This window comes from Acidovorax sp. Leaf73 (assembly GCF_916855635.1).
Taxonomy (GTDB): Bacteria; Pseudomonadota; Gammaproteobacteria; order Burkholderiales; family Burkholderiaceae_C; genus Acidovorax; species Acidovorax facilis.
On sequence record NZ_CAKASI010000003.1, the window covers coordinates 614,184 to 636,731 of the forward strand.

Annotated in this window: 21 protein-coding genes; 10 read left to right on the forward strand and 11 right to left on the reverse strand. The window is 67.1% G+C overall.

The genetic code is table 11. The features are described from left to right. Nucleotides 1-100: 100 nt before the first annotated feature. Nucleotides 101-2,794, forward strand: a complete 2,694-nt coding sequence (locus tag LPA35_RS12580; protein ID WP_228897201.1) for a chemotaxis protein CheW — start codon at nt 101-103, stop codon at nt 2,792-2,794. Nucleotides 2,795-2,837: 43 nt separating this feature from the next. On the opposite strand, the gene recX is transcribed toward LPA35_RS12580, so the two are convergent. Next, the gene (recX, locus tag LPA35_RS12585) at nt 2,838-3,317 is read right to left on the reverse strand and encodes a recombination regulator RecX (RefSeq protein WP_176887505.1); all 480 of its coding nucleotides are present in this window, start codon (nt 3,315-3,317) and stop codon (nt 2,838-2,840) included. Nucleotides 3,318-3,399: 82 nt separating this feature from the next. After that, complete coding sequence (gene recA, locus LPA35_RS12590; protein WP_121422935.1) at nt 3,400-4,476, reverse strand: recombinase RecA; 1,077 nt, start codon at nt 4,474-4,476, stop codon at nt 3,400-3,402. Nucleotides 4,477-4,617: 141 nt separating this feature from the next. On the opposite strand from recA, the gene LPA35_RS12595 reads away from it, so the two are divergent. Then, the gene (locus LPA35_RS12595; RefSeq protein ID WP_218300863.1) at nt 4,618-5,130 is read left to right on the forward strand and encodes a MarR family winged helix-turn-helix transcriptional regulator; all 513 of its coding nucleotides are present in this window, start codon (nt 4,618-4,620) and stop codon (nt 5,128-5,130) included. A 6-nt stretch (nt 5,131-5,136) separates the two neighbouring features. Here the strand turns inward: LPA35_RS12595 and LPA35_RS12600 are convergent, their stop codons facing one another. From LPA35_RS12600 to LPA35_RS12610, 3 genes are all read right to left on the reverse strand, one after another. After that, a complete protein-coding gene (locus tag LPA35_RS12600; RefSeq protein ID WP_228897202.1) occupies nt 5,137-5,664 on the reverse strand; it encodes a Clp protease N-terminal domain-containing protein in 528 nt (175 codons plus the stop codon). A gap of 15 nt (nt 5,665-5,679) precedes the next feature. Continuing rightward, nucleotides 5,680-5,910 (reverse strand): helix-turn-helix domain-containing protein, encoded by a 231-nt coding sequence (locus LPA35_RS12605; protein ID WP_121421570.1) that lies wholly within the window; start codon nt 5,908-5,910, stop codon nt 5,680-5,682. Nucleotides 5,911-5,980: 70 nt separating this feature from the next. Continuing rightward, complete coding sequence (locus tag LPA35_RS12610; RefSeq protein WP_218300865.1) at nt 5,981-6,958, reverse strand: LysR substrate-binding domain-containing protein; 978 nt, start codon at nt 6,956-6,958, stop codon at nt 5,981-5,983. A 108-nt stretch (nt 6,959-7,066) separates the two neighbouring features. Here LPA35_RS12610 and LPA35_RS12615 point away from each other — a divergent pair, with 108 nt between their 5' ends. Continuing rightward, a complete protein-coding gene (locus LPA35_RS12615; protein WP_228897203.1) occupies nt 7,067-8,032 on the forward strand; it encodes a tripartite tricarboxylate transporter substrate binding protein in 966 nt (321 codons plus the stop codon). Between the two features lie 121 nt (nt 8,033-8,153). Further along, complete coding sequence (locus tag LPA35_RS12620; RefSeq protein ID WP_228897204.1) at nt 8,154-9,083, forward strand: N-formylglutamate amidohydrolase; 930 nt, start codon at nt 8,154-8,156, stop codon at nt 9,081-9,083. A 29-nt stretch (nt 9,084-9,112) separates the two neighbouring features. On the opposite strand, the gene LPA35_RS12625 is transcribed toward LPA35_RS12620, so the two are convergent. From LPA35_RS12625 to LPA35_RS12635, 3 genes are read right to left on the reverse strand one after another with little or no spacing between them, the layout of a single operon-like run. Then, nucleotides 9,113-10,303 carry a serine hydrolase gene (locus tag LPA35_RS12625; protein WP_228897205.1) on the reverse strand — a complete coding sequence of 397 codons (1,191 nt, stop codon included), beginning with the start codon at nt 10,301-10,303 and terminating at the stop codon, nt 9,113-9,115. A gap of 50 nt (nt 10,304-10,353) precedes the next feature. Further along, a complete protein-coding gene (locus tag LPA35_RS12630) occupies nt 10,354-11,769 on the reverse strand; it encodes a HAMP domain-containing sensor histidine kinase (RefSeq protein WP_228897206.1) in 1,416 nt (471 codons plus the stop codon). Further along, nucleotides 11,766-12,422 carry a response regulator transcription factor gene (locus LPA35_RS12635; protein WP_055394599.1) on the reverse strand — a complete coding sequence of 219 codons (657 nt, stop codon included), beginning with the start codon at nt 12,420-12,422 and terminating at the stop codon, nt 11,766-11,768. The genes LPA35_RS12630 and LPA35_RS12635 overlap by 4 nt, the downstream gene beginning before the upstream one ends. A gap of 118 nt (nt 12,423-12,540) precedes the next feature. Here LPA35_RS12635 and LPA35_RS12640 point away from each other — a divergent pair, with 118 nt between their 5' ends. The 3 genes from LPA35_RS12640 to LPA35_RS12650 all read left to right on the forward strand — a co-directional run bounded on the left by LPA35_RS12640 (nt 12,541) and on the right by LPA35_RS12650 (nt 16,006). After that, entirely contained in the window at nt 12,541-13,215 is a 675-nt protein-coding gene (locus LPA35_RS12640; RefSeq protein ID WP_055394601.1) for a response regulator transcription factor, read from the forward strand. Nucleotides 13,216-13,446: 231 nt separating this feature from the next. Continuing rightward, complete coding sequence (locus LPA35_RS12645) at nt 13,447-14,898, forward strand: sensor histidine kinase (protein WP_055394603.1); 1,452 nt, start codon at nt 13,447-13,449, stop codon at nt 14,896-14,898. Nucleotides 14,899-15,004: 106 nt separating this feature from the next. Beyond that, on the forward strand, nt 15,005-16,006 hold the full coding sequence (locus LPA35_RS12650; RefSeq protein WP_228897207.1) for an MBL fold metallo-hydrolase: 1,002 nt from the start codon (nt 15,005-15,007) through the stop codon (nt 16,004-16,006). Between the two features lie 45 nt (nt 16,007-16,051). Here the strand turns inward: LPA35_RS12650 and LPA35_RS12655 are convergent, their stop codons facing one another. From LPA35_RS12655 to LPA35_RS12665, 3 genes are read right to left on the reverse strand one after another with little or no spacing between them, the layout of a single operon-like run. Beyond that, nucleotides 16,052-16,798: an SPOR domain-containing protein gene (locus LPA35_RS12655; protein WP_228897208.1), complete on the reverse strand. Its 747-nt coding sequence runs from the start codon at nt 16,796-16,798 to the stop codon at nt 16,052-16,054. Nucleotides 16,799-16,844: 46 nt separating this feature from the next. Beyond that, nucleotides 16,845-17,708 (reverse strand): biotin--[acetyl-CoA-carboxylase] ligase, encoded by an 864-nt coding sequence (locus LPA35_RS12660; RefSeq protein WP_228897209.1) that lies wholly within the window; start codon nt 17,706-17,708, stop codon nt 16,845-16,847. Continuing rightward, entirely contained in the window at nt 17,705-18,307 is a 603-nt protein-coding gene (locus LPA35_RS12665; protein WP_228897210.1) for an SET domain-containing protein, read from the reverse strand. The genes LPA35_RS12660 and LPA35_RS12665 overlap by 4 nt, the downstream gene beginning before the upstream one ends. A gap of 131 nt (nt 18,308-18,438) precedes the next feature. Here LPA35_RS12665 and LPA35_RS12670 point away from each other — a divergent pair, with 131 nt between their 5' ends. The 3 genes from LPA35_RS12670 (at nt 18,439) to LPA35_RS12680 (ending at nt 22,459) form a co-directional block, all read left to right on the forward strand. Further along, entirely contained in the window at nt 18,439-21,363 is a 2,925-nt protein-coding gene (locus LPA35_RS12670) for a DNA topoisomerase III (RefSeq protein ID WP_176887492.1), read from the forward strand. Next, the gene (locus tag LPA35_RS12675) at nt 21,363-21,593 is read left to right on the forward strand and encodes a hypothetical protein (RefSeq protein ID WP_228897211.1); all 231 of its coding nucleotides are present in this window, start codon (nt 21,363-21,365) and stop codon (nt 21,591-21,593) included. The genes LPA35_RS12670 and LPA35_RS12675 overlap by 1 nt, the downstream gene beginning before the upstream one ends. 89 nt (nt 21,594-21,682) lie before the next feature. Beyond that, nucleotides 21,683-22,459 (forward strand): helix-turn-helix transcriptional regulator, encoded by a 777-nt coding sequence (locus tag LPA35_RS12680; RefSeq protein WP_207402156.1) that lies wholly within the window; start codon nt 21,683-21,685, stop codon nt 22,457-22,459. Nucleotides 22,460-22,548 lie beyond the last annotated feature (89 nt).

Here is a 22,548-nt window from a genome sequence, read left to right on the forward strand (position 1 = left end):
CGTTTTTTCTATGGGCGTCCCTGGCGGAATCGTTTAAGCTGATTCCAGACCGCTGACCACGCCAGGCCCACTGGCGCACGCCGTATGTTTGGGGGGGCTGATGGGTTTTCCACTGTCTTATGACATCGTGGCGCCGCAGATGCGGTCGCTGCAGAAGCTCGAAGCTGCGTTGCAGCGCCTGGATCTTCGCTGGGAGGTCATCGACACCACTGCACGCATCGTGTGCCCGGGCGAGGCGGCGGGTTTCCTGCATACCCTGGACCAGACGCGTACCGCGTTCGCCACGCTGGCCCAGGAGATGGTGGAGCACATTGCCACCACCCACCTGAGCAACCGCATGGGCGACCTGGCGTCCCGCGCCCAGGTGGCCATCGATATTCTGGTGCGCAACCTTTTCGAGCGCACGGCCGATGTCGGCTTCATCGCCACCGATGGACCGCTGGTGGCTTTTGTGGAGGCTGCGGCAGTCCAAGGCGACCCCGATGCCGCCACGCTGCTGCGCCAGCGGTTGCAAGAGTACCGCGCCAAATACACCGTCTATGACGACATCCTGCTGCTGGATGCCTGTGCCCATCCGTTGCTGGGCCTGCAAGACCGGCAGGTGACTGAGGCCTTGGTTGTGCAGGAGCCCTCCTGGTGGCGGGGTGCGATGGACAGGCCCGGTTATGGCGAGCACTACGGTGCCTCGGGCTGGTATCCCGGCGAAGGCGATCTGCTGCTGTATGTGCACCGCGTTGTATCGGCGCAGGGGCGCGCCTGCGGGGCCGTGGTGCTGCGCTTTGGACTCCATTCCGAGCTGGAGTCGATCTTTGCCGACCTGCGCGACCCCGAGGACCGCGTGGCGCTGCTGCTCGTGGATGGCAGTGATCGTGTCATTGCGTCCAGCAAGCCCGCTGAATTCTCGGTGGGCGAGGTCCTGGCCACTGGCTCTCTGCAGTCGCTTGACGCCCGCCCTTGCACCCACCGGGGCCACGACTACCTGGCGCAGGCGCGCACCACCCGGGGCTACCAGGGCTACCAAGGCCTGCCCTGGCGGGCGGTGGCGCTGGTGCGGCTGGATGCGGCGTTCAAGGGCGAGCAAGGTATGCAGGAGTCTGCAGGGGGCGGTGGCGCGCCGGCGACGGCTGAGGCGGCGCGCATGGAGGTGGATGATCCCATGCTGCGCGCCATTGTGGAACGCGCCCGCGCCATCGAAGAAGGGCTTACCCGCGTGATCTGGAATGGCAAGGTGGCCGAATCGGCGGTGAGCGCAGGCTCGTCGATCCATGCCGTGTTTGACCAGATCGGGCGTACGGGCAAGGACACCATTGCCGTCTTCGACGGTGCCATCCAGGAACTGCGCGGACTGCTACTGGCAGGGCGCCGCGCCGAGATGAAGGCCCATGCCGGCCTGGCGGTCCGCATCATGGACCGCAATCTCTACGAACGTGCCAACGACTGCCGCTGGTGGGCGCTGTCCGAAGAACTGGCCCATGCGCTGGGTGACATCCAGGCGCGGGGCGTGCCCGGGCAATCAGCCGCTGCAGCACAGCGCGCGGCACAGATCCTCGCGCACCTCAACAGCCTCTACACGGTGTACCGGCGCGTGGCGCTGTTTGACCGCCAGGGGCTCGTGGTGGCCGTGTCCTGCGATGCCAACACGCTGCCCGCCGACCTGAAACTGGATGCCGACCTGGTCCGGCGCACCCTGGCCTTGCAAGGTTCGCAGGCCTATGCCGTGTCGCCCATGCAGCCGCAGGCGCTGGCCGATGGCTTGCCCGCCTATGTGTACTGCGCCGCGCTGCGCGCTGCGCCGGGCGGCCCGGTGGTGGGCGGCATCGCGCTGGCTTTCAACTGCGCCACCGAGCTGAAGGCCATGCTGCGCGACGCACTGCCGCAGGGCCAGGGCATGCGAGGCTTCTTCACCGATGCGCAGGGGCGCGTGCTGGCCAGCGCCGACGAGGATGGCCCGGATGCCGCTCTGGGCGGTGCGCAACCTGTGTTGCCTTTTGTGGCAGATATCGCACGGGCCGCAGTGCCACCCGCTGCCGCAGGGCGGCAGCCCGGGCAGGGCGCAAGAACTTCCTCTGCGGCGACTGCGTCTGTCCTGCCCGCCACCGCGCAGCGCGTGCACTGGCAAGGGCAGGACTATCTGGCGGGTGTGGCGGTCAGCACCGGATACCGGGAATTCAAGCGCGACGATGGATACCGGGAACCCGTGTACTCCGTATTGCTGATGCCCGTGCAGCCCGCCGTGGTCAGCGGCGGTGCCCTGGCCTTGCCGCAGTCATCTGTGCAGGGGGCGGGCGGCAATGTGCGCCGCTATGGTGTGGTGGCCTGTGGCGCCCTGCTGCTGGCCATTGACAGCATGCACGTGCAGCAGGCCATGTCGGCCGCGCGCCTGGTGCAGGTGCCGGGCCCGGCGCAGCTGGCCGGCATGCTGGAGATTGTCCACGAAGGCGGCACCCGCATGGCGCCCGCCTATGACGCCTGCCGCATTGCGGGCCTGTCTGCATTGGCCGACCCTCGGCGGGCCGTGGCGGTCGTGGTCAAGAGCCAGGGCCGCCCGGTGGTGCTGTTGGTGGAGCGTCTGGTGGGCGTGGTGTCGCAGGACAGCGTGCACCCTGTACCGGGCAGCGTGTCCGCACATGCCCCATGGATCACGGGCATCCTGAGCGACCGAGGCTCGGGCCAGGCCATTGTGTATGTGGTGGACCCCAATGGCCTGGATGCCCGGTGGGTACCCTTGCCACCCGAGGTGCTTGCGGCACCCTCAGCCAGCAGTACTGTTGCAGAGTTGACAACGCAGCGCTGACCGGGCCTGGCCTGGCCTAGCTTGCGGACGCTGCCTGGTTGGGTCAGGTGGCGCCAGGGTCTTCGTCATTCGTGTCGCCGTCCGTATCGCCCCCAATGGCTTTCTGGATGGCATGCATCGTGAAACCGCGTGCCATCAGGAAGCGGACCTGGCGCGAGCGTTCTTTCATGTCCAGTGGCACCTGGCCAAACTTGCGCTGCCATACCTCCCGGGCACGCTGCACCTCGGTGGCCAGCAGCGGGGCCGTGGCCTCGCGCACCAGCTCATCGGCCACTCCCCGGTTGCGCAGTTCCCGAACGAGGCGGGCTGCACCCAGGCGGGGGCCACGGCGGTGCACCAGGGATTGGGCCGCGCGCTGGTCGCTCAGCCAGTCCTGCTCCACCAGCAGGTCCAGCAGGGCGGCCAGCTCCTCGGGGCTCTCTGCATGGGGCGCCAGCTTGGCGGCCAGTTCGCTGCGGGAATGCTCCCGCTGGCTTAGCAGGCGCAGGGCCCGGCCCTTGAGCGAGAGCGTGGTGAACCCCATGAATTTATTAGCTTCAAATTTGATAGCTACTAGCGCTTGCCAATCAAGCGCTAGTAGCCAATTTTTCTTGAAACTTCGGAGTTCACTCGTCCGCAGTGGCGGCAGGGGCCTGCAGTGCGCCAGGCAGCAGCGCAATGCCCAGGCCTTCGCGCACCTTGTTCTCGATCTCGCGGGCGAGGTCGGGGTTCTCGCGCAGGAACTCACGCGCGTTGTCGCGGCCCTGGCCGATTTTTTCGCCGTTGTAGGCGTACCAGGCACCGCTCTTTTCCACGATCTTGGCGGTCACGCCCATGTCGATGATTTCGCCCTCGCGGCTGATGCCCTCGCCGAACAGGATGTCGAACTCGGCCGTCTTGAAGGGTGGGCTCACCTTGTTCTTGACCACCTTGACCTTGGTTTCGTTGCCGATGGCTTCGTCGCCCTTCTTGATGGTGCCGGTGCGGCGGATATCCAGGCGCACGGACGCATAGAACTTGAGCGCGTTACCGCCGGTGGTGGTTTCGGGCGAGCCGAACATCACGCCGATCTTCATGCGGATCTGGTTGATGAAGATGACCATGCAATTGGTCTTCTTGATCGTGGCGGTCAGCTTGCGCAGCGCCTGGCTCATCAGGCGGGCCTGCAGGCCGGGCAGCGCGTCGCCCATCTCGCCTTCGATTTCGGCCTTGGGCGTGAGCGCGGCGACCGAGTCCACCACGATCAGGTCCACGGCGCCGGAGCGCACCAGGCTGTCCACAATTTCCAGCGCCTGCTCGCCGGTGTCGGGCTGGCTGATCAGCAAGTCGGACAGTTGCACCCCCAGTTTCTGGGCGTACTGCACATCCAGCGCGTGTTCGGCATCCACAAACGCGCAGGTACCGCCCAGCTTCTGCATCTCGGCAATCACCTGCAGCGTGAGCGTGGTCTTGCCCGACGATTCCGGGCCATAGATCTCGACCACACGGCCACGGGGCAGGCCGCCCACGCCCAGCGCGATATCGAGGCCCAGCGAGCCGGTAGAGACAACCTGGATGTCCTCGATCACCTCACCTTCACCCAGGCGCATGATCGTGCCCTTGCCAAACTGCTTCTCGATCTGGGCGAGCGCAGCGGCCAGGGCCTTGGCCTTTTCGGTGTTCACGGGCAATGCGGGGTTGGTGCCTTTGACTGCGACGTCCATGAGAAACTCCTTGAAAAACAACAGGTTGGATGCTTGCATCGCTCTGCGGTTAATCACAGGCTGGATGCTTGAACAGTAGTTTATGCGAGCTGTTGCAAGGTCTTCAAGGATAATTTGGTCAGTTTGCCTGACAATTCGGTGATGCCTGATTCGCCCCTTCCATCCCCTGTCGAAGACGGCTGGCGCCAGACCCACCTGGGTCGCCTCTTTGGCCACGCCATGCGGCGTTTTGACGCGCGCGTGCTGCAGCTCATGGCGCACAACGTGGAGGTGCCGCTGGCGCTGTCCAACCTGGCGGCGCGCGACCAGGTGACGGCCGCGCATGTGCACATCACCCGGCACCTGGCCTTGCAGGGCGACCGACTGACCGACCTGGCCCAGCGCGCGGGCATGACCAAGCAGGCCATGGCCAACCTGGTGGACCAGTGCGAGGCCTGGGGCCTGGTCACGCGCGAGGCCGACCCGCTGGACGCGCGCGCCCGCCGCGTGTGTTTTACGTCCACGGGGTTGGCCTGGCTGCAGGCGTTTCGCGATGCTGTGGCGCAGGCGGAGGCCGAGTTCCGGGCCGAAGTGGGCCATGACGTGGCCACTGTGGTAGCGATTGGGTTGGAAGCCTATGCGGGCGGCGATGGGGCGGGCATGTTGATGCGCTGAACCCGGCTAGTCGGCTGTACCCGTTGCGGTTGCTGTTGCCGTTGACACCTGGGCCTGCGCCACTGCCACCAGCTGGTCAGCGTCAATGCCCATGGCACGCAGCGTGCGTGCCGCCACGCCGTGCGGCATGGTGGCCACCGCTGCCACCACGTGGGCGCCCAGAAGGGGGCCGCCCTGGCTCTTGCGGGAGCGCGCCAGCGTCTGCATGACCTCCTGGCCCGATGGCTGTGCCCGGTAGAGGCCCGGGGCCGCTGGCGCGAGGGCTGGCGCCTGCGGCAGGGTTGCATCCAGCCCCACGCTGCGTAGCGCATCGCGGTACTGCTGCTCGATCGCATCCCGCACGGCGGCGGGTGCGACGCCCATGCTCTCCAGCGCACGCCGGGCCGACCCATCGGGAAGGTCGATGGCGGCCAGAAAAAAATGCTCTGCCCCCGGTGCGGCTTGGCCGCTTGCGCGGGCATGTGCCTCGGCGCCGGTGCACAGGCGGCTCAGGGTGCGCATGCTCTGGAAGCGGTGCTGCAATTGGCGAAACATGGTGATAACTCCTTCTCAAGAACGGGGGCGCTGTGGGGCCTGGGGCATGTGGGGTGACAGGCGCTTGTGCGCTGCCTGCTTGCTCACGCCCAGGGCCTGGGCAATCTGTGCCCACGACCACCCTTGCTCCAGCGCCGCAGCCACGGCGGCAGCTTCCAGCCGGTCGGCCATCAGCCGCAAGGCGACTACGGCAGCCAGCGCGGCCTCGGGGTTGTCGGGTGAGGGGAGTGCGGGTGGCGCTTGCATTCGTCAACTATAGTTGACAAATAGCTCTATCGTCAACCCATGTTGACGGCGGCCTGTTCACAGCAAGGCGTCACCGCGGAACGAGCGCGATCGGCCCTGCACCCGGTGTGGGTGGCGAAAGCACTGTCTCACCCCCGGGCGATTCACACGCCAGCAACCACTGTCGAAAGCACTGCAGCGCCTGCAGCTGCGTGCGGCCCTCGGGGTAACAAAACCAGTAGCCCATGTCGCTGCGGAAGCCGCCGCGCAGCGGATGGTCGGCAAGGGGCTCGCGCACCAGGCCCGCCGTGATTTCATCCTGCACCAAGCAGCGCGGTACCAGCGCCAGGCCCATGCCGGCCATCACCGCGCGGATCATGGTTTGGAACTGGTCGAACTGCGGCCCGGCCAGCGGGTCGATGAGGGCCTCCACCCCGTGTGTCTCGCTCCAGCGCAGCCAGGCCTCGGGCACCGTCACGTGGCGCATCAGTGTGTGGTGGGCCACATCGCCTGGCGTGTCGATGGTCCAGTCGGCCACGCGGGTGCGCGGGGCGATCAAGGCCACCTCGTTGCCCGTGATGTAGTGCGCGTGTGCGCCGGGCCAGTGGCCTTCACCGAACAGGATGGAGCAGTCCAGCTCGGGCCGCTCGAAGTCGTAGCTGTGCACGTAGGGCACGAAGTGCAGAGTGACCTGCGGGTGCAGCTGCTGGAACTGCGGCAGGCGCGGGATGAGCCACTTGGCCGCAAACGTGGGCAGACTGGACAGGTGCAGCGCCCCGCCACCGTCGTCGCTGGTGATCAGCTCCAGGGTGGCGGCCTCCAGCTGCGCCAGCACCGCGCGCACGGCTTTCTCGTAGCGTTCGCCCGCGGGCGTCAGCGCCAAGCGCTTGCGGCTGCGCTCAAACAATGCCACGCCCACCCAGCCCTCCAGCTCCTTGACCTGCTTGCTGACCGCGCTTTGCGTGAGGTGCAAGGCCTCGGCAGCGCGCGAGACGCTGCCAAACCGCGTGACCATGGAAAACGCGCGCAATAGGTGCAAAGGGGGCGACAGCCGACGAAGGGAGGACATGGTTGTTGGATTTAATCATTCCAGAATGGAATGTTATCAGGCGTATCCATTGCTTGGCGGCTGTGTATGCCTCACTTAACCTTGTGGCTCCTTATAGGAGAAGAACCCATGCAACGCCGTCACATGCTTTCAGCGCTGGCCGCTGTATCTTTCGTTCCTGGAATGTCCTTGGCGCAAGAGGCCAGGCCTCTGCGTATCATCGTGCCCTTTCCCCCCGGCGGGGCTACCGACATCACCGCCCGCAGCTTGCAGGAGTCACTGGCCCGCATCCTCAAGCAGCCCGTGGTGCTGGAAAACCGGGGCGGCGCAGGCGGCTCCATCGGCATGGCTGAAGTGGCGCGGGCCTCTGCGGACGGTTTGACCCTGGGCGTGGCCACGCTGTCCACCCACGGCGTGAACCCCGCCGTGTACAGCAAGCTGCCTTACGATCCGATCAAGGACTTTGTGGGCGTGACCGAGATCGTGAAAGCGCCCGGCGTGGTGGTGGTCAACCCGGCCGTCCTGCCCGTCAAGGACCTCGCCGAGCTGGTGAGCTATCTCAAGGCCAACCCCGGCAAAGTGGCTTATGCCACTCCGGGCAACGGCACCATCGGACACATGTGGGGCGAGCTGTTCAAGCGCAGCGCAGGTGTCTCCATGGTTCACATCCCTTACCGCGGTGCGGGTCCGGCCATCAACGACGTGCTGGCTGGCCAGGTGGGGGTGTACTTTGACCAGGTGGCTTCCTCGCTGCCCCACATCAAGGCTGGAAAGCTCAGGGCGCTGGCCGTGTCGTGGCCGGTGCGGCTGGAAGTCCTGCCCGATGTGCCCACCTATGCTGCGGTGGGCTACAAACAGGCCAACGAGCCCTCCTGGTTTGGCATGGTGGCCCCGGCGGGGACGCCCGCCGCGGCCATAGACCGCATCCAGCAGGCCGTGGCCCAGGCCCTCAAGGAACCTGCCGTGCGCGAGCGCCTGGCGGGTCAGGGCCTGTACCCCTCCGGTACAACCTCCAAGGAATTCACCGCACAGATCGCCCGTGAGATCGAGAAAATGAAGGGTGTTGCCGCCTACGCCAAGGTGGTGCTCGATTGAACCCACACCGGGCCCGCGGGCCCGGCGGCCATAGCCGAGGAAGACCGTCACAGGGATAACCATGGTCTTCGCCCGGTCTGGACGGCTAGGCCAGCCGCCCCATTTTGCGCACACTCTGCCTATGCATTCAGCCTTGAAACTGATCCACCACCGCTTTCAGCACGCCCAACCGGGAGCCACCGGTTCACCCGGGCAGGCCACGCAACCATCTGCCACCGTCACTGCGGTGTCCGGCAGTACACCGCTGGTGCTTGACTCTCCCCACAGCGGCACTCAGTACCCCGCCGACTTTGGCTCCGCCCTCGCCTTGGCCACCCTGCGCCGTGCGGAAGACACCCATGTCGAAAAAATCTACGCCTTTGCCCCGGCGCTGGGCGTGGCCTGGGTCGAGGCCCACTTCCCCCGCATCTACCTGGATGCCAACCGCGACACCACCGAGCTGGATACCAGCCTGATCGACGGCGAATGGACCGACCCCATCTCCACCGACCCCAAGGTGCTCAGCAAGGTGCGCCTGGGCAAGGGCCTGATCTGGAAGTTCACCGACGAGGGTGAGCCCATCTACCACCGCCAGCTCACCGTGTCCGAAGTGCGTGCGCGCATCGACCAATGCTGGCGCCCCTACCACGCGGCAGTGGCCCAGGCCATCGATGCCGCCCATACGCGCCACGGCTACAGCATCCACCTCAACTGCCACTCCATGCCCGCCGTGGCCGGGCGCTTTGCCACCGAGTTTCCGGGCCTCGAACACGCCGATTTCGTGGTGGGCGACCGCGACGGCACCACGGCCAGCCCCGCGCTGTCCGCACTGATCTGCGATCACCTGCGCGCGTGTGGCTACAGCGTGGAATACAACCACCCCTACAAAGGCGTGGAGCTGGTGCGCCGCTATGGCAACCCTGCGCAGCACCGCCACAGCATCCAGGTCGAGATCAACCGCAAGCTCTATATGGACGAGCGCACGCTGGCGCAGGTGCCCGAGGGCATGGCACGGCTGCAGGCCGACCTGCAGGCGCTGGTGCGCAGGCTGCTCGCGCACGATCCGCGCTGACGGGGGCGAGCCGCTTTCAGAAACGCTTCTCAGGCCAGCAGTACAGAAACGCTTTCGTACAGCAGCGCGATGCTGTCCTCGGTGGCGATGTTGCTGTGCGCAAAGGCGGCGCGCGACCCGTCCATTGCCACCAGCGACAACGCCTGAAACCCGCCGGTTTCGCCCGTGTGCAACAGCCAGCCTGCGCCCTGCATGGCGTGCGTGATCCACCCCAGCGCATAGCGGTTTGCAGGAGCGCGTGCCAGGTCTTGCAGCCCCTGCACATAGCTGCGGGGCAGGGGCGTGGCGCCGCCCTTGAGGGCGTGCAGGTGCCATTGCAGCCACAGGGCGTCGTCCCGCGCGGCCAGGCTCACGGCGCCGGCTGGGTTCAGGATTTCCAGCCATGCGCGCTCGGGCGCCCCGGCCAAGCTTTGGGGCTGTAGTTGCCCACCTTCCAGTGCATGGCCTGCGGGCTGGTCGCTACCCCTTCGCAAAGGCTCGCCGATGAACAGGGAGATGCCCAGCGGCTGGGCCACGCGCTGGCGCAGCAAGTCTGCCCAGTCCTGCCCCGTGGCGGCGCGCAGCATGCGGGCCGCAAGCGCATAGCCAGCGTTGGAGTACGCAAAATCCGGGTCGGCCCCCGTGCCCCGGACAGGGGCCTGGCGCAGCAGCCACTGCAGGAAGAAATCCTCCACGTCGGCGGGCTCTTGCAGTCGGGTGAGCACGTCGGTGCCCACTTCGCCGAGGAACATCGCCACATCCTCAGGCTTGTTGAATGCCATCACACCCGCACGGTGGTCCAGCAATTGCCGCAGCGTGACACCCTGGTAGGCGGGCAGGGCCTCGCGGGCCAATCCGGGCAGCGTCTGCGCCAGCGTGCTGTCCCAGCGCAGCAGGCCCTGGTCCACCACGCTGGCGGCCGCACACGCCGTCATGGCCTTGGTGTTGGAGCCAATTGCCATCAGGTCGCCGCGCTCCAGCGCGGCGGTGCCGCCCAACCCGCGCAGCCCGGCCACCGCCACCTGGGCGCGCGTGGAATCCGTCCAGCCGGTGGCCGCACCCACAACGCCTTGGGACACCAGCTTGCTGGCCTGCGACTGCAGGCGCTCCAGCAAGGCGTCAACCCCATCGTCGCTACCGCCGCCACAGGCTGTCACCAGGATGCCCAGGCCAGCTGCGGCCAGCCAGCGGCGACGAGAAAGGATGGCGCCGCGCGCCGCAAGGAAATTCAGGAAGTTCATGGCATCTCGCAAAGAAAAGATGCCCGATTGTTGGAACGCGAACCTTGGGCCTACCCAAAGGTCTCAGCTGGCCAGCGCAGCGTGAAGCCCACGCCCCGGCCCTGCAGGCCCGTGCCGACAGTGACCCGCCCGCCCAGGTGTCCCATGGCCTGCTGCGCGATGGTGAGCCCCAGGCCGGAGCCGCTGCTGCGCGCGCGTGGCGAACGCCAGAACCGCTCGAAGACCCGTGTCTGCTCGCCGGCCTCAATGCCTGGGCCGTCATCTGCAATCCAGACCACCACGTCGCCACCGTCCTGGCTCACGCGCAACTGCACCTCGTGCCCGGCGCCCGGTCCGCAGCCATGCTTGAGGGCGTTGTCCAGCACATTGCCCAGCGCCGACCACAGCAGCTGGCGGTCAAAGGCCAGCACCCAGGTGTCGGGCCCTTCGAGCGACAGCTCCACGCCCATCTCATCCGCCCAGCGCATGCGCTGGGCCAGGAAGTCCTGCAGGAAGGCCATCAGGTCCAGCCGCTCGGCATTGGGGGTAGGGGCTTCCTCCAGTGCGGCCAGGGTGAGCAACTGCTCGCTCAGGTGCGCTGCGCGCTCAACGGCGTGCATCAGCGCCTCGGAGGCCCGCGCCCGCGCGGGGCCCTCGGGCGCCTGGAGAAGCACGTGGGCCTGGGTGGCAATGACCGCCATGGGCGTGCGCAGCTCGTGGGCCGCGTCGTGCACAAGCGCCTTCTCACGTGCCAGGTGGGCGCGCAGTCGGTTGAGCAGGTGGTCGAATGCCTGGGCCAGCCCGCGCAGTTCGCGCTGGGGGGGCAGGTCCTGCAGGGGGCGCAGGTCGTGGGCAGAGCGCGCCGCGATCTGGGCACCCAGCCGCGCCAGTGGGCGCAGGCCCGTGCGGACGGCCAGCCACAGCGGCAGTCCCACCAGGGGCAGCGCCAGCAGCACCGAGGCCGCGAGGTCTTCGCCCATGAAGCTGAGCAGGCGCGCGTCGGACAACAGGGGCTCGGCCACCAGCACGCGCCACGCGCCCGAGGTTTCCCACGCGGCCCAGTGCGGGCGCCCAGCAATCACCATCTTGGCGTGGCCGGACGGGCCGGCCAGGGCCACGGCGGGGAGGTCGGCGGCGCTGCTATGAAACAGCTGCCCGTGCGTGTCCTGCAGCTGCAGCACGACTTTCTCGCCCTGCAGCAGTTCCACGTCCAGGCGCATGGCGTTGAACGTCTGTGCCGTGCCGCGCACCAGCGCGCGGGCTTCCACCGGGTCGGGCATGGAGGCCAGCGGCACTGCCAGCCCCTGTGCCAGCTGGCGCACGCCCGGGTTTGTGCCCATGGTCTCGTAGTGGGTGTAGGCCATCTGCGCCAGCAGCACCAGCCACACCAGCCCCATGGCTGCAAGCAGCGCCAGCAGGGTGCGCCGCGTGAGGCTGGGGCCCCACCAGCGGTTCCATGCGCCGTGTGCAAGGACAGGCCACTTCATGGCTGCAGTCGGTAGCCCACGCCGCGCACCGTGACCACGCGCTGGGCGCCAATCTTCTTGCGCAGGTTGGAGATATGCACCTCCAGCGTGGCGGCGTCCAGCGCATCGCCCAGCGGTTCGAGCCGCTGGGCGAGCACGTTCTTGGCGACCACGGTGCCGGGCTCGCGGGCCAGTTCCACCAGCAGGCGGAACTCGCGCGGCGACAGGGCCAGCAGGGCGTCGCCCTGCCAGGCCTCATGCCGCCGGGGCGCAATCCGCAGTGTGCCCAGTGTCCATTCCTCGCAGGCCTGGCGGGCGCTGCGCCGCAGCACCGCGTGCAGGCGCGACAGCAGCTCGGGCACGTGAAAGGGCTTGAGCACATAGTCGTCCGCACCGGCGTCCAAGCCGTCCAGCCGGTCCTGCAGCGCCGTGCGGGCAGTGATGACGATCACGGGCACCGCGAGCCCCGCGCGCCGCCAGTGGCGCAGCAGCGCCATGCCCTGGCCATCGGGCAGGGTCAGGTCCAGCAGCACGGCGGCAATCTCGTTGGCGTCGGGCACGGGCGGCGTGGCGGCCACGCTACGCAGCCATTGCACCGTGAAGCCGTCCAGCTGCAGGGCCTGCAGCAGCGCTTGTCCCAGGTCCAGATCGTCTTCAATGAGCAGGATGTGCATGGCGGTGATTGTCCCCGCCCAAGCTTGCACGAAACCAAAGACCAGGCGGGAGCCAGACGCCTAAAATCACAGCACAGGCGCGGCACCAGACCGCCGCCACCTCACCAGGAGACAACGCATGCGCATTCTCATTGCCGAAGACGACCAGGTGCTGGCCGATGGCCTGCTGCGCACCCTGCGCGCCTCGGGAGCCGTGGTGGACCACGTGGCCAGCGGCACCGAGGCCGATGCAGCGCTCCTGACCAACAACGAATTCGACCTGCTCATCCTGGACCTGGGCCTGCCCAAGATGCACGGGCTGGAGGTGCTCAAAAAGCTGCGCGGCCGAGGCTCCGCCTTGCCCGTGCTCATCCTCACCGCCGCTGACAGCGTGGAAGAGCGTGTGAAGGGCCTGGACTTTGGCGCCGACGACTACATGGCCAAGCCCTTCAGCCTGCAGGAGCTGGAAGCCCGCGTGCGCGCCCTCACGCGGCGGGGAATGGGCGGCACCAGCAGCGCCATCAAACACGGCCCGCTGGTGTACGACCAGGCCGGCCGCGTGGCCACCATCGACGGCAAGATGATCGAGCTGTCGGCGCGCGAGCTGGGCCTCTTGGAGGTGCTGCTGCAGCGCGCGGGCCGCCTGGTGAGCAAGGAGCAACTGGTGGAGCGCCTGTGCGAGTGGGGCGAAGAAGTCAGCAACAACGCCATCGAGGTCTACATCCACCGCCTGCGCAAGAAGATCGAAGGCGGGCCCATCCGCATTGCTACCGTGCGCGGCCTGGGCTACTGTTTGGAAAAGATTCCAGGTTGATATGAAGCACCCCCTGAGTCGCTTCGCGCCTTCCCCCTCTCCTTCGGGAGGGGGACGCACCCGGTGGCCTGGCGGAGCCAGTTCCACGGGTGCATTGGCGTTGGCCGCGTCAGTGCACATGCTGTGGACGGACATGACGTGCCGATTGAATACTTTAAAAATGATAGCTACTAGCGCTTGATAGATAAGCGCTAGAGGCCAATTTCATTCAAAACCGCCACGGCGAACGCCTTGAAAATATTCCAGCGAGAGCAGCGATCCCTGTTCGGCGAAATCCTCGACTGGATGCTCACGCCGCTGCTGCTGCTGTGGCCCGTCAGCCTGGCGCTGACCTGGCTGGTGGCACAGGGCCTGGCCAACAAGCCGTTTGACCGGGCGCTCGAATACAACGCCCACGCCCTTGCCCAGCTGGTGGGCGTGGCGGGCAACAAGGTGCAGTTCAACCTGCCCCAGCCTGCCAGCGAGATCCTGCGGGCCGATGAGTCCGACATCGTCTACTACCAGGTGCTGGGCCCCGGCGGGGAGTTCCTCTCCGGCGAGCGCGAGCTGCCCGAGCCGCCCGCCGACGAGGTGCCCATGTCCGGCGAGGTGCGCCTGCGCGACGGCGAAATGCGCGGTATCGAGATCCGCGTCGCCTACATCTGGGTGCGCCTGCCCTTGCCAGATACCCCCGTGGCGCTGGTGCAGGTGGCCGAAACGCGCGAAAAGCGCAGCGTGCTGGCCACCGAAATCATCAAGGGCGTGATGCTGCCGCAGTTCGTGATCCTGCCGCTGGCCGTGTTGCTGGTGTGGCTGGCGCTGGCGCGGGGCATCCAGCCGCTCAACCAGCTGGAGCAGCGCATCCGCGCGCGCAACCCCGACGACCTCTCCCCGCTGGACGACCGCACGGTGCCGCTCGAAGTGGCGCCCCTCGTTGCCTCGGTGAACGACCTGCTGCAGCGCCTGAACGACTCGCTGGCCACGCAAAAGCGCTTTCTGGCCGACGCGGCGCACCAGCTCAAGACGCCCCTGGCAGGCCTGCGCATGCAAGCCGACCTGGCCCAGCGCGAGGGCACCAGCACCGAGGAACTCAAGCGCTCGCTGCAGCAGATTGGCCGCTCCAGCATCCGCGCCACACACACCGTCAACCAGCTGCTGGCGCTGGCGCGCGCCGAGGGCAGCGGCGTGGGTTTTGCGCGCCAGCCCTGCGACCTGGCCCGGCTCACCATCGAGGTGGTGCGCGACTCGGTGCCCCGCGCCCTGGAAAAACACATCGACCTGGGCTACGACGGTGCAGAGCCGGGCTCGTCCGGCGTGATGCTCGACGGCAACCCCACGCTGCTCAAGGAACTGGTGCGCAACCTGGTGGACAACGCCCTCAACTACACCCCTTCCACGCCCGACAAGCCGGGCGTGGTCACGGCCCGCGTGCTGGCCGATACGTTTGGCCATGTGCTGCTGCTGCAGGTCGAAGACTCAGGCCCCGGCGTGCCCGAGGCCGAGCGCGAGCTGGTGTTCCAGCCGTTCTACCGTGCGTTGGGCAGCGAGGCCGACGGCTCCGGTCTGGGCCTGCCGATCGTGCTGGAGATTGCGCGCAAGCACGATGCCGAGGTCACCCTGGAAGACGCACGCCCGGGCCAGCAGCCGCCGGGCGCGCGCTTCAGCGTGCGTTTTGCCGCGCGCGATGAAGTGGCGGGCGGCTGAACAGCACTGCCCGAATACCGGCACGCCGCAGGGGCGATGCACTAGACCCCACCGCCCCGCACCGGGCTGCGGCATCATGCGACCTCTTTGACCCGAAGCTGTCACCATGTCCCCATCACCCCGCCGTTTTGCCAACACCCACCCCGGCGTCGTCATTGGCAATTTCCCCTGGTACGAGATGGTGTGGCGCTCGCTGCGCGGCGATTTCAAACCCCGCTCGGACCCCGCCGGGGGTTATGAAGCCTTTGCCCGGCAGTGGGGCGCGCCCGTGGACCACGCGCGCCTGGCGCAGCGCCCGCAGGCACCGGTCGTCACCTGGCTGGGCCATGTGTCCATCCTGCTTCAGGTGGCAGGCCTGAACGTGCTCATGGACCCGACACTGTGCGGCTTTGCCGGGCCACTCGGCCGCTTTGGCGCACCACGCCGCGTACCGGCACCGCTGACCCCCGAGCAGCTGCCGCCCATCGACGTGGTGCTGATCTCGCACAACCACTACGACCACCTCTGCTACGGCACCTTGCGCCGCCTGCGCGACGCGGGCCAGTCGCCGCGTTTTGTGGTGCCCCGGGGCCTGGGAGGTTGGTTCACCCAACGCGGCATGGGCCCCGTGACCGAGCTGAACTGGTGGGAACACACCGACATCGCCCCGGGTCTGCGGGTGCACTTCACGCCCGCCCAGCACTGGAGCCGCCGCACCCCGTGGGATACCAACGCCTCGCTGTGGGGCGGCTACGCGCTGGAATGGGCGCGCCCGGACGCTGGGGACCCCTGGCGTTTTCTGTTTCCGGGCGATACGGGCTACAGCGACGACTTCAAGGCCATCCGCCAGCGCCTGGGGGCCGTGGACTTCCTGGCCCTGCCCATCGGCGCCTACCTGCCGCGCGATTTCATGAAACCCATGCACGTGAACCCCGAGGACGCCGTGCAGCTGATGCTGGATGTGGACGCCAAGCAGGCCATGGGCGTGCACTGGGGCACGTTCATGCTGACGCAGGAGGCGTTTGACCACCCTCCGCGCGACGTGGCCGCTGCACTGGCGCAGCGCGGCCTGCCGCAGGACCGGGTCTGGCTCATGCGCCACGGCGAGACGCGCGCCGTCCCGATGTGACAACCGGCGGCGCAAGCGATGGCTCCGCCATCGCCGCTGCTGCGGTTACGCGCAGTTGCGCAGCGTCTTGCCCGCCATGGCGCTGCGCAGCGCGTCGAACTGCGGGCGCAGTGCGTCGGTCACGGCGGGCAGGCGCAGCGTGAAGCCGGGGGACTCGGGCCGCTCCTGGATCACGCGGGCCGTGCGCACGCCCTTGTTGCCCAGGTTGGCCAGTTCGCGCTCTGCGGCCTCTTTGGACGAAAAACGGCCGAGCGAGAGGCCGTACTCCAGTGTGCCGCCTGCCCGGTCGTGATCCACCTTGCGGGCCCGCAGTTCGGCGCGTTTGCGGTCCAGCGTTTCCAGGTCTTCAAAGCGGCCCATGTAGACCATCCAGCGGCCCGGGATGGGCGTGGGCTCCAGCAGCCAGCTGCCCGGCGGCAGGTTGGCGGCGGCGGTACGCAGGGCGTCGGCCTGGCGCTCGTCAAATACACCGGCCTGCAGGCATTCGGCGGTATCGGCAGGGGGTGGGGAGGAAGCGGCGGAAGACGCCACGTCGGCCGATGCGGTGGCCGTGCCGGGGGTGGAGGGAGAGGGTGGGGGGGAGGACGAAGAAGAAGAGGAGGAGGAAGAGGAAGATGTTTTACTGGGGTTCACACGCAGGATCTGCAGCGTCTCGGGCCGGATCTGCTGGTTCATGCGCTGCGGCTCTGCCTGTTCCTCGGGGGCAAAGCCCCAGTCCTTGAGCAGCCCTTGCGACCACGCGTAGTAGCCCGCGTTGGCCAGCAGCAGTGCGATCACGGCAAGACGGAGCATGGAGCGCGGCCTTTCAGGAACATCGAGATCAACAAAGGGAGCTTCTTCACACCGGAGGCACCGCAGTGGGCCGCACGCTGATTTCGGAACTCGTGATGGCTTGCATGCCGCCCGCAGTGTGCACCAGCAGCGCGCCATCGTCCCCCACGCCGTGCGCCGTGCCGGTGTGGCCGTCGCTCAGCGTCACGGCCCGGCCCTGCAGCACATCGCGGGCTGCAAAGCGGGGCTGCATGGGGCCAAACCCGTAGCCTTCAAACGAGCGCAGCATGGCCACCAGTGGCGGCACGATGCGCAGCAGCGCGGTGGGGGCGTCCAGGCCGGGCTCTACGTCCTGCAAGCTGCCGGGCGGCATGCTCATGCCCTCGGCGCTGCGCGGCAGCACGTTGATGCCGATGCCCACCACCACATACCGTGCGGGGCTGGCACTGGCTGTTGCAGCAGAGGCCGCCTGGGGCGCCACAAAACTCGCAGTCTCCACAAGGATGCCGCCCAGCTTGCGGTCACCCGCCGCGCCGCCCAGCCAGAGGTCGTTGGGCCACTTGAGCCCCACGCGCGCGGGCTGGTCGGCGCCCAGAGCGGGCAGCACAGGCTGCAGGCTTTCAGCCACGCTCACCCCCACAGCGAGCGAGAGACCCGACCAATCCTGCGGCGCCAGAGGCAGCCCCAGCGACATCATGAGGGAAGCCCCCACATCGCTTTGCCACACCCGCCCCAGCCGCCCGCGCCCGGCGGTCTGCTGCTCGGCCACCAGCAGCGTGGGCTCGCACTGGCCGTTGCGCGCGCGGCGCATCAGCTCGGTGTTGGTGGAGTCGATGGTGGGCAGCACCTCGACGGTAAAGCCCGGTAACAGCGGTGACACCGCTTCCCAGATGGCCTCGGCGGGCCAGCGGATGGGGGAGGCGGCGCTCACTGGCTTCGGCCCCGTGGCTTGGTGGTTGAAGGCGCTTTGGGGGCTTTGGCTTTTTTGGCGGAAGACTTGGGTGGAGAGGGTTTGGATGGTGGCAACGGCACCGGTGGTGCCCAGCCGCGCTTGGGCGCCAGCAGCGTGCCCCGGCAGTTCTTGCTGCCGCACCAGCAGGGGTATTCGGCCTTGAGCTTCTTGGTGTAGCGCTCTTCGATGATCAGGCCGTAGTCGTAGTTCAGCTCTTCGCCCGCCTTGATATTGCGCAGCGCGGTGATGAAAATGCGGCCGTCCCGCTCATCGGCGTAGCAGTTGGGGTTGCAGCTGTGGTTGATCCAGCGCGACGAATTGCCGCCGAACTTTGCGTCGATCACGTGGTCTTCATCCACATGAAAGTAGAACGTGTGGTTGGGTTGCAGGGGGTCGTGCGGGTGCCGGTCCTGTGCTTCCTGCCAGCCAATCACTTCGCCCGTGTACTCCACAAGGACTTCGCCTTCCGCAATATCCTGCACGGCAAACACACCCTTGCCATGGACGCCAGAGCGCCGGGTCTGGATGCGGCGGCCCGGTGCAAGGGTGGGGGCGGCAGGCGATGCGGAGCGGGGCATGGCAAAAACTCTGTTAACTTGATAGTGCACACATGTGTGCGTGCGCGTGTATGCGTGTGCATGCGCGTGAGACCCGAATTGTAGAAGCGCCCGGAACCCGGGCAACCAGAATGACTGGCGAGAGCCCCAAAATGACCAAGACCCTGGTAATTGCAGAAAAACCCTCTGTCGCGCAAGACATCGTGCGCGCATTGACCCCCGTGGCCGGAAAGTTCGACAAACACGAAGACCACTTCGAGAACGACCGCTATGTAGTCACCAGCGCCGTGGGCCACCTGGTAGAGATCCAGGCGCCCGAAGAGTTTGACGTGAAGCGTGGCAAGTGGAGCTTTGCGCACCTGCCCGTGATCCCACCGTACTTCGACCTGAAGCCCGTGGACAAGACCAAGACGCGCCTGAACGCCGTGGTCAAGCAAGCCAAGCGCAAGGACGTGACGCAACTCATCAACGCCTGTGACGCGGGCCGCGAGGGTGAGCTGATCTTCCGCCTGATCGAGCAATACGCCGGGGGCGCCAAGCCCCTGGGCAAGCCGGTCAAGCGCCTGTGGCTGCAATCCATGACGCCCCAGGCCATCCGGGACGGCTTTGACGCCCTGCGCACCGAGCAGCAGATGGCGGGCTTGGCCAGTGCAGCCCGCAGCCGGTCTGAGGCCGACTGGCTGGTGGGCATCAACGGCACGCGCGCCATGACGGCGTTCAACTCGCGCGACGGCGGGTTCTTCCTGACCACGGTGGGCCGGGTGCAGACGCCCACCCTGTCGCTGGTGGTGGAGCGCGAAGAAAAGATCCGCAAGTTCATCAGCCGCGACTACTGGGAAATCCACGCCACCTTTGGCGCCCAGGCCGGTGAATACCCCGCCAAGTGGTTTGATCCCAAGTGGAAGAAGGGCGAGGATGTGGAAGCCCGCGCCGACCGCGTGTGGTCTGCCGCAGAAGCCCAGGCGATTGCCAACGCCGTGCGCGGCAAGCAGGCCACGGTCACCGAAGAGAGCAAGCCCACCACGCAAGCCTCGCCCCTGCTGTTTGACTTGACCAGCCTGCAGCGCGAGGCCAACGGCAAGTTCGGCTTCTCGGCCAAGACCACGCTGGCGCTGGCGCAGAGCCTGTACGAGCGCCACAAGGCCCTGACCTACCCACGTACCGACTCGCGCGCGCTGCCGGAAGACTATCTGCCCGTGGCCAAACAGACCTTCGAGATGCTGGCCGACAGCGGCATGCGCCACCTGGCGCCGCACGCGCTCACCGCGCTGAACAACAACTACATCCGCCCGTCCAAGCGCATCTTCGACAACAGCAAGGTGAGCGATCACTTTGCCATCATCCCTACACTGCAGGCGCCCAGCGGGCTGAGCGAGGCCGAACAAAAGCTGTACGACCTGGTGGTGCGCCGCTTCATGGCGGTGTTCTTCCCCAGCGCTGAATACACCGTGACCACGCGCATCAGCACCGTGGCGCCCCACAGCTTCAAGACCGAAGGCAAGGTGCTGGTCAAGCCGGGCTGGCTGGCCATCTACGGCAAGGAAGCGGCCGAGGAGGTGGAAGGCGGCAAGGACGGCGACAAGGGCCAGAACCTGGTGCCCGTGAAGCCCGGTGAAATGGTCAACACCCTGCAGGTGGACCCCAAGGGCCTCAAGACCAAACCGCCCGCACGTTATTCCGAAGCCACGCTGCTGGGCGCCATGGAAAGCGCGGGCAAGCAGATCGACGACGACGAACTGCGCGAAGCCATGCAGGAAAAAGGCCTGGGCACGCCAGCCACGCGCGCGGCCATCATTGAAGGTCTGCTGACTGAAAAGTACATGCTGCGCGAAGGCCGCGAGATCATCCCCACGGCCAAGGCGTTTCAACTGATGACGCTGCTGCGCGGGCTGGAGGTCGAAGAACTCTGCCGCGCCGACCTGACCGGCGAGTGGGAGTTCAAGCTCTCGCAAATGGAAAAGGGCCTGCTCAGCCGCGAATCCTTCATGGCTGAGATCGCCGCCATGACCGAGCGCATGGTCAAGAAGGCCAAGGAATACGACCGCGACACCATCCCCGGCGACTACGCCACGCTCGAATCGCCGTGCCCCAACTGCGGCGGCGTGGTCAAAGAGAACTACCGCCGCTTTGCCTGCGTGGGCAAGCCCGGCTCGGAAGGCTGCGGATTCAGCTTTGGCAAGTCGCCCGCAGGCCGCACGTTTGAAACCGCAGAGGCCAACGCCCTGCTGCGCGACAAGAAGATCGGCCCGCTGGAAGGCTTCCGCTCCAAGGCCGGCTGGCCGTTCACGTCCGAGATCGTCATCAAGTACGACGACGAAGCGCACAACTACAAGCTCGAATTCGACTTTGGCGATGACAAGAAAGGCGAAGAGTCCGGCGAGATCGTCGAGTTTGAAGACGCATCGCTGGGTGCCTGCCCCATTTGCGGATCGGAAGTGCATGAGCACGGCAGCAACTACGTGTGCAGCAAGGCCGTGCCCACCGCTGCGCAGCCCACACCGAGTTGCACCTTCAAAAGCGGCAAGATCATCCTGCAACAGCCTGTGGAGCGCGAGCAGATGACCAAGCTGCTGGACACCGGCAAGACCGACCTGCTCGACAAGTTCGTGAGCATGCGCACGCGCCGCGCCTTCAAGGCCCACCTGGCGTGGGACAAGGAGGCGGGGAAGGTCAACTTTGAGTTTGCGCCCAGCAAGTTCCCGCCGCGCCCAGGCGCTGCTGCTAAAACGATAGCTGCCAAGGCAGGCAAGACAAGCGCTGCAGCCAAAAAATCCGCCAAACCTGCCGCTGCCAAAAAGGCCCCGGCCACCAAGACCGCTGCCACCAAGGCACCGCGCAAGGCCGCCGCTGGCAAGGCCCCCAGTGCCGCGCTGGCTGCCGTGATCGGCAACGAACCCGTGGCGCGCCCCGAGGCCGTGAAGAAGATGTGGGAATACATCAAGGCCCACAACCTGCAAGACCCCAAGGACAAGCGCACCATCGTCGCCGACGACAAGCTGCGCGCCGTGTTTGGCAAGGACAGCGCGGGCATGTTCGAGCTGGCGGGCATCCTGGGCAACCACCTGGGTGGCGAATGATGCAGCCGCTCCACACAGAACACGCCGCATCGCCCGTACGGTTCGCACAAGGCTTCTGGCGCACCACGCTGGCGGCTTTGGCGGTTGCCGGTGCGCTGGGTGGTTGCAGCAGTACCGCAGGCTCTGCGCGCTCCAGCGACCCTGCCAGCCAGCAGCAGCCCCAGGGCGCCAGCGGCGTTACCGTGTTTGGCGACATCGATGTCGGCGTGACGAAAGAGCGCACACGCTGACGGTGCTTGTGCTGCTGTCGGGTGAAGCCTGCCATCATCCGGCACAGCGCTGCGCAGATGATGGCGCTTGAGCCCCAGGGGAAAGAACGATGGGCGAACCCGCACTGTCCTTGCAGATTGCCACCACGGTCCACCACCGCATCCACACCGTCACCGTGCGCATGGATTCGGTGGGCTGGGTGGTTTCGGGCACCAAGCACCTGGTCACGCCCGGCGGCGGCCACCGCTACCCCCGCGGGCGGGTGTTTGTGCTGCCGCGTGGCGCGCAGTGGGAGGTGGTGAACGACCCGGCGCCCCAAGGCCGCTATGTGGCGCGGCTCCTGTGTTTTGCGCCCGAGCTGGTGGAGCAGTTCCACCGCCAGTTTGGCCAGTTTGCAGCCGTCCCGCCAGTGCAGGGCTGCGCAGGCCTGGCGGCCGACGCCACCTTTGAAGACAGTTTCACGCGCGCCGTGGCCGCGCTGGAGAGCGATGCCAGCTCGCAGGCGCTGCGCGAACACCGCGCGCTCGAAGTGCTGCTGATGCTGGCCGAGGCGGGCATCGTCTTCGCCCCGCCGGGCGAGTTGGGCTGGGCTGAACGCGTGCGCCGCCTGGTCGGCCCCAGCCCGCAGGCCGACTGGACGGTGGAGCGCATCGCCGCCGCCTTTGCCACCAGCGCCAGCACCCTGCAGCGCCGCCTGGCGCAAGAGGGCGAGACCGTGAGCCAGTGCCTGCGCGATGTGCGGCTGGAGACGGCGCTGGTACTGCTGCAAAGCTCCACGCTGCAGGTGTCCGAGATTGCGGCCCGCTGCGGCTATGAATCGCACAGCCGCTTCAGTGCGGCCTTTCGCGAACGTTTCGGCTTTCCGCCTTCGCAGCTGCGGCCCTGATGGCTGCGGCTGACGCGCAGCGCACAGCCATTGACGCCGCCGGGCCAATGCGAAGGCGCGGCGCGCAGCACCATCAAGCCCTTGTCTCA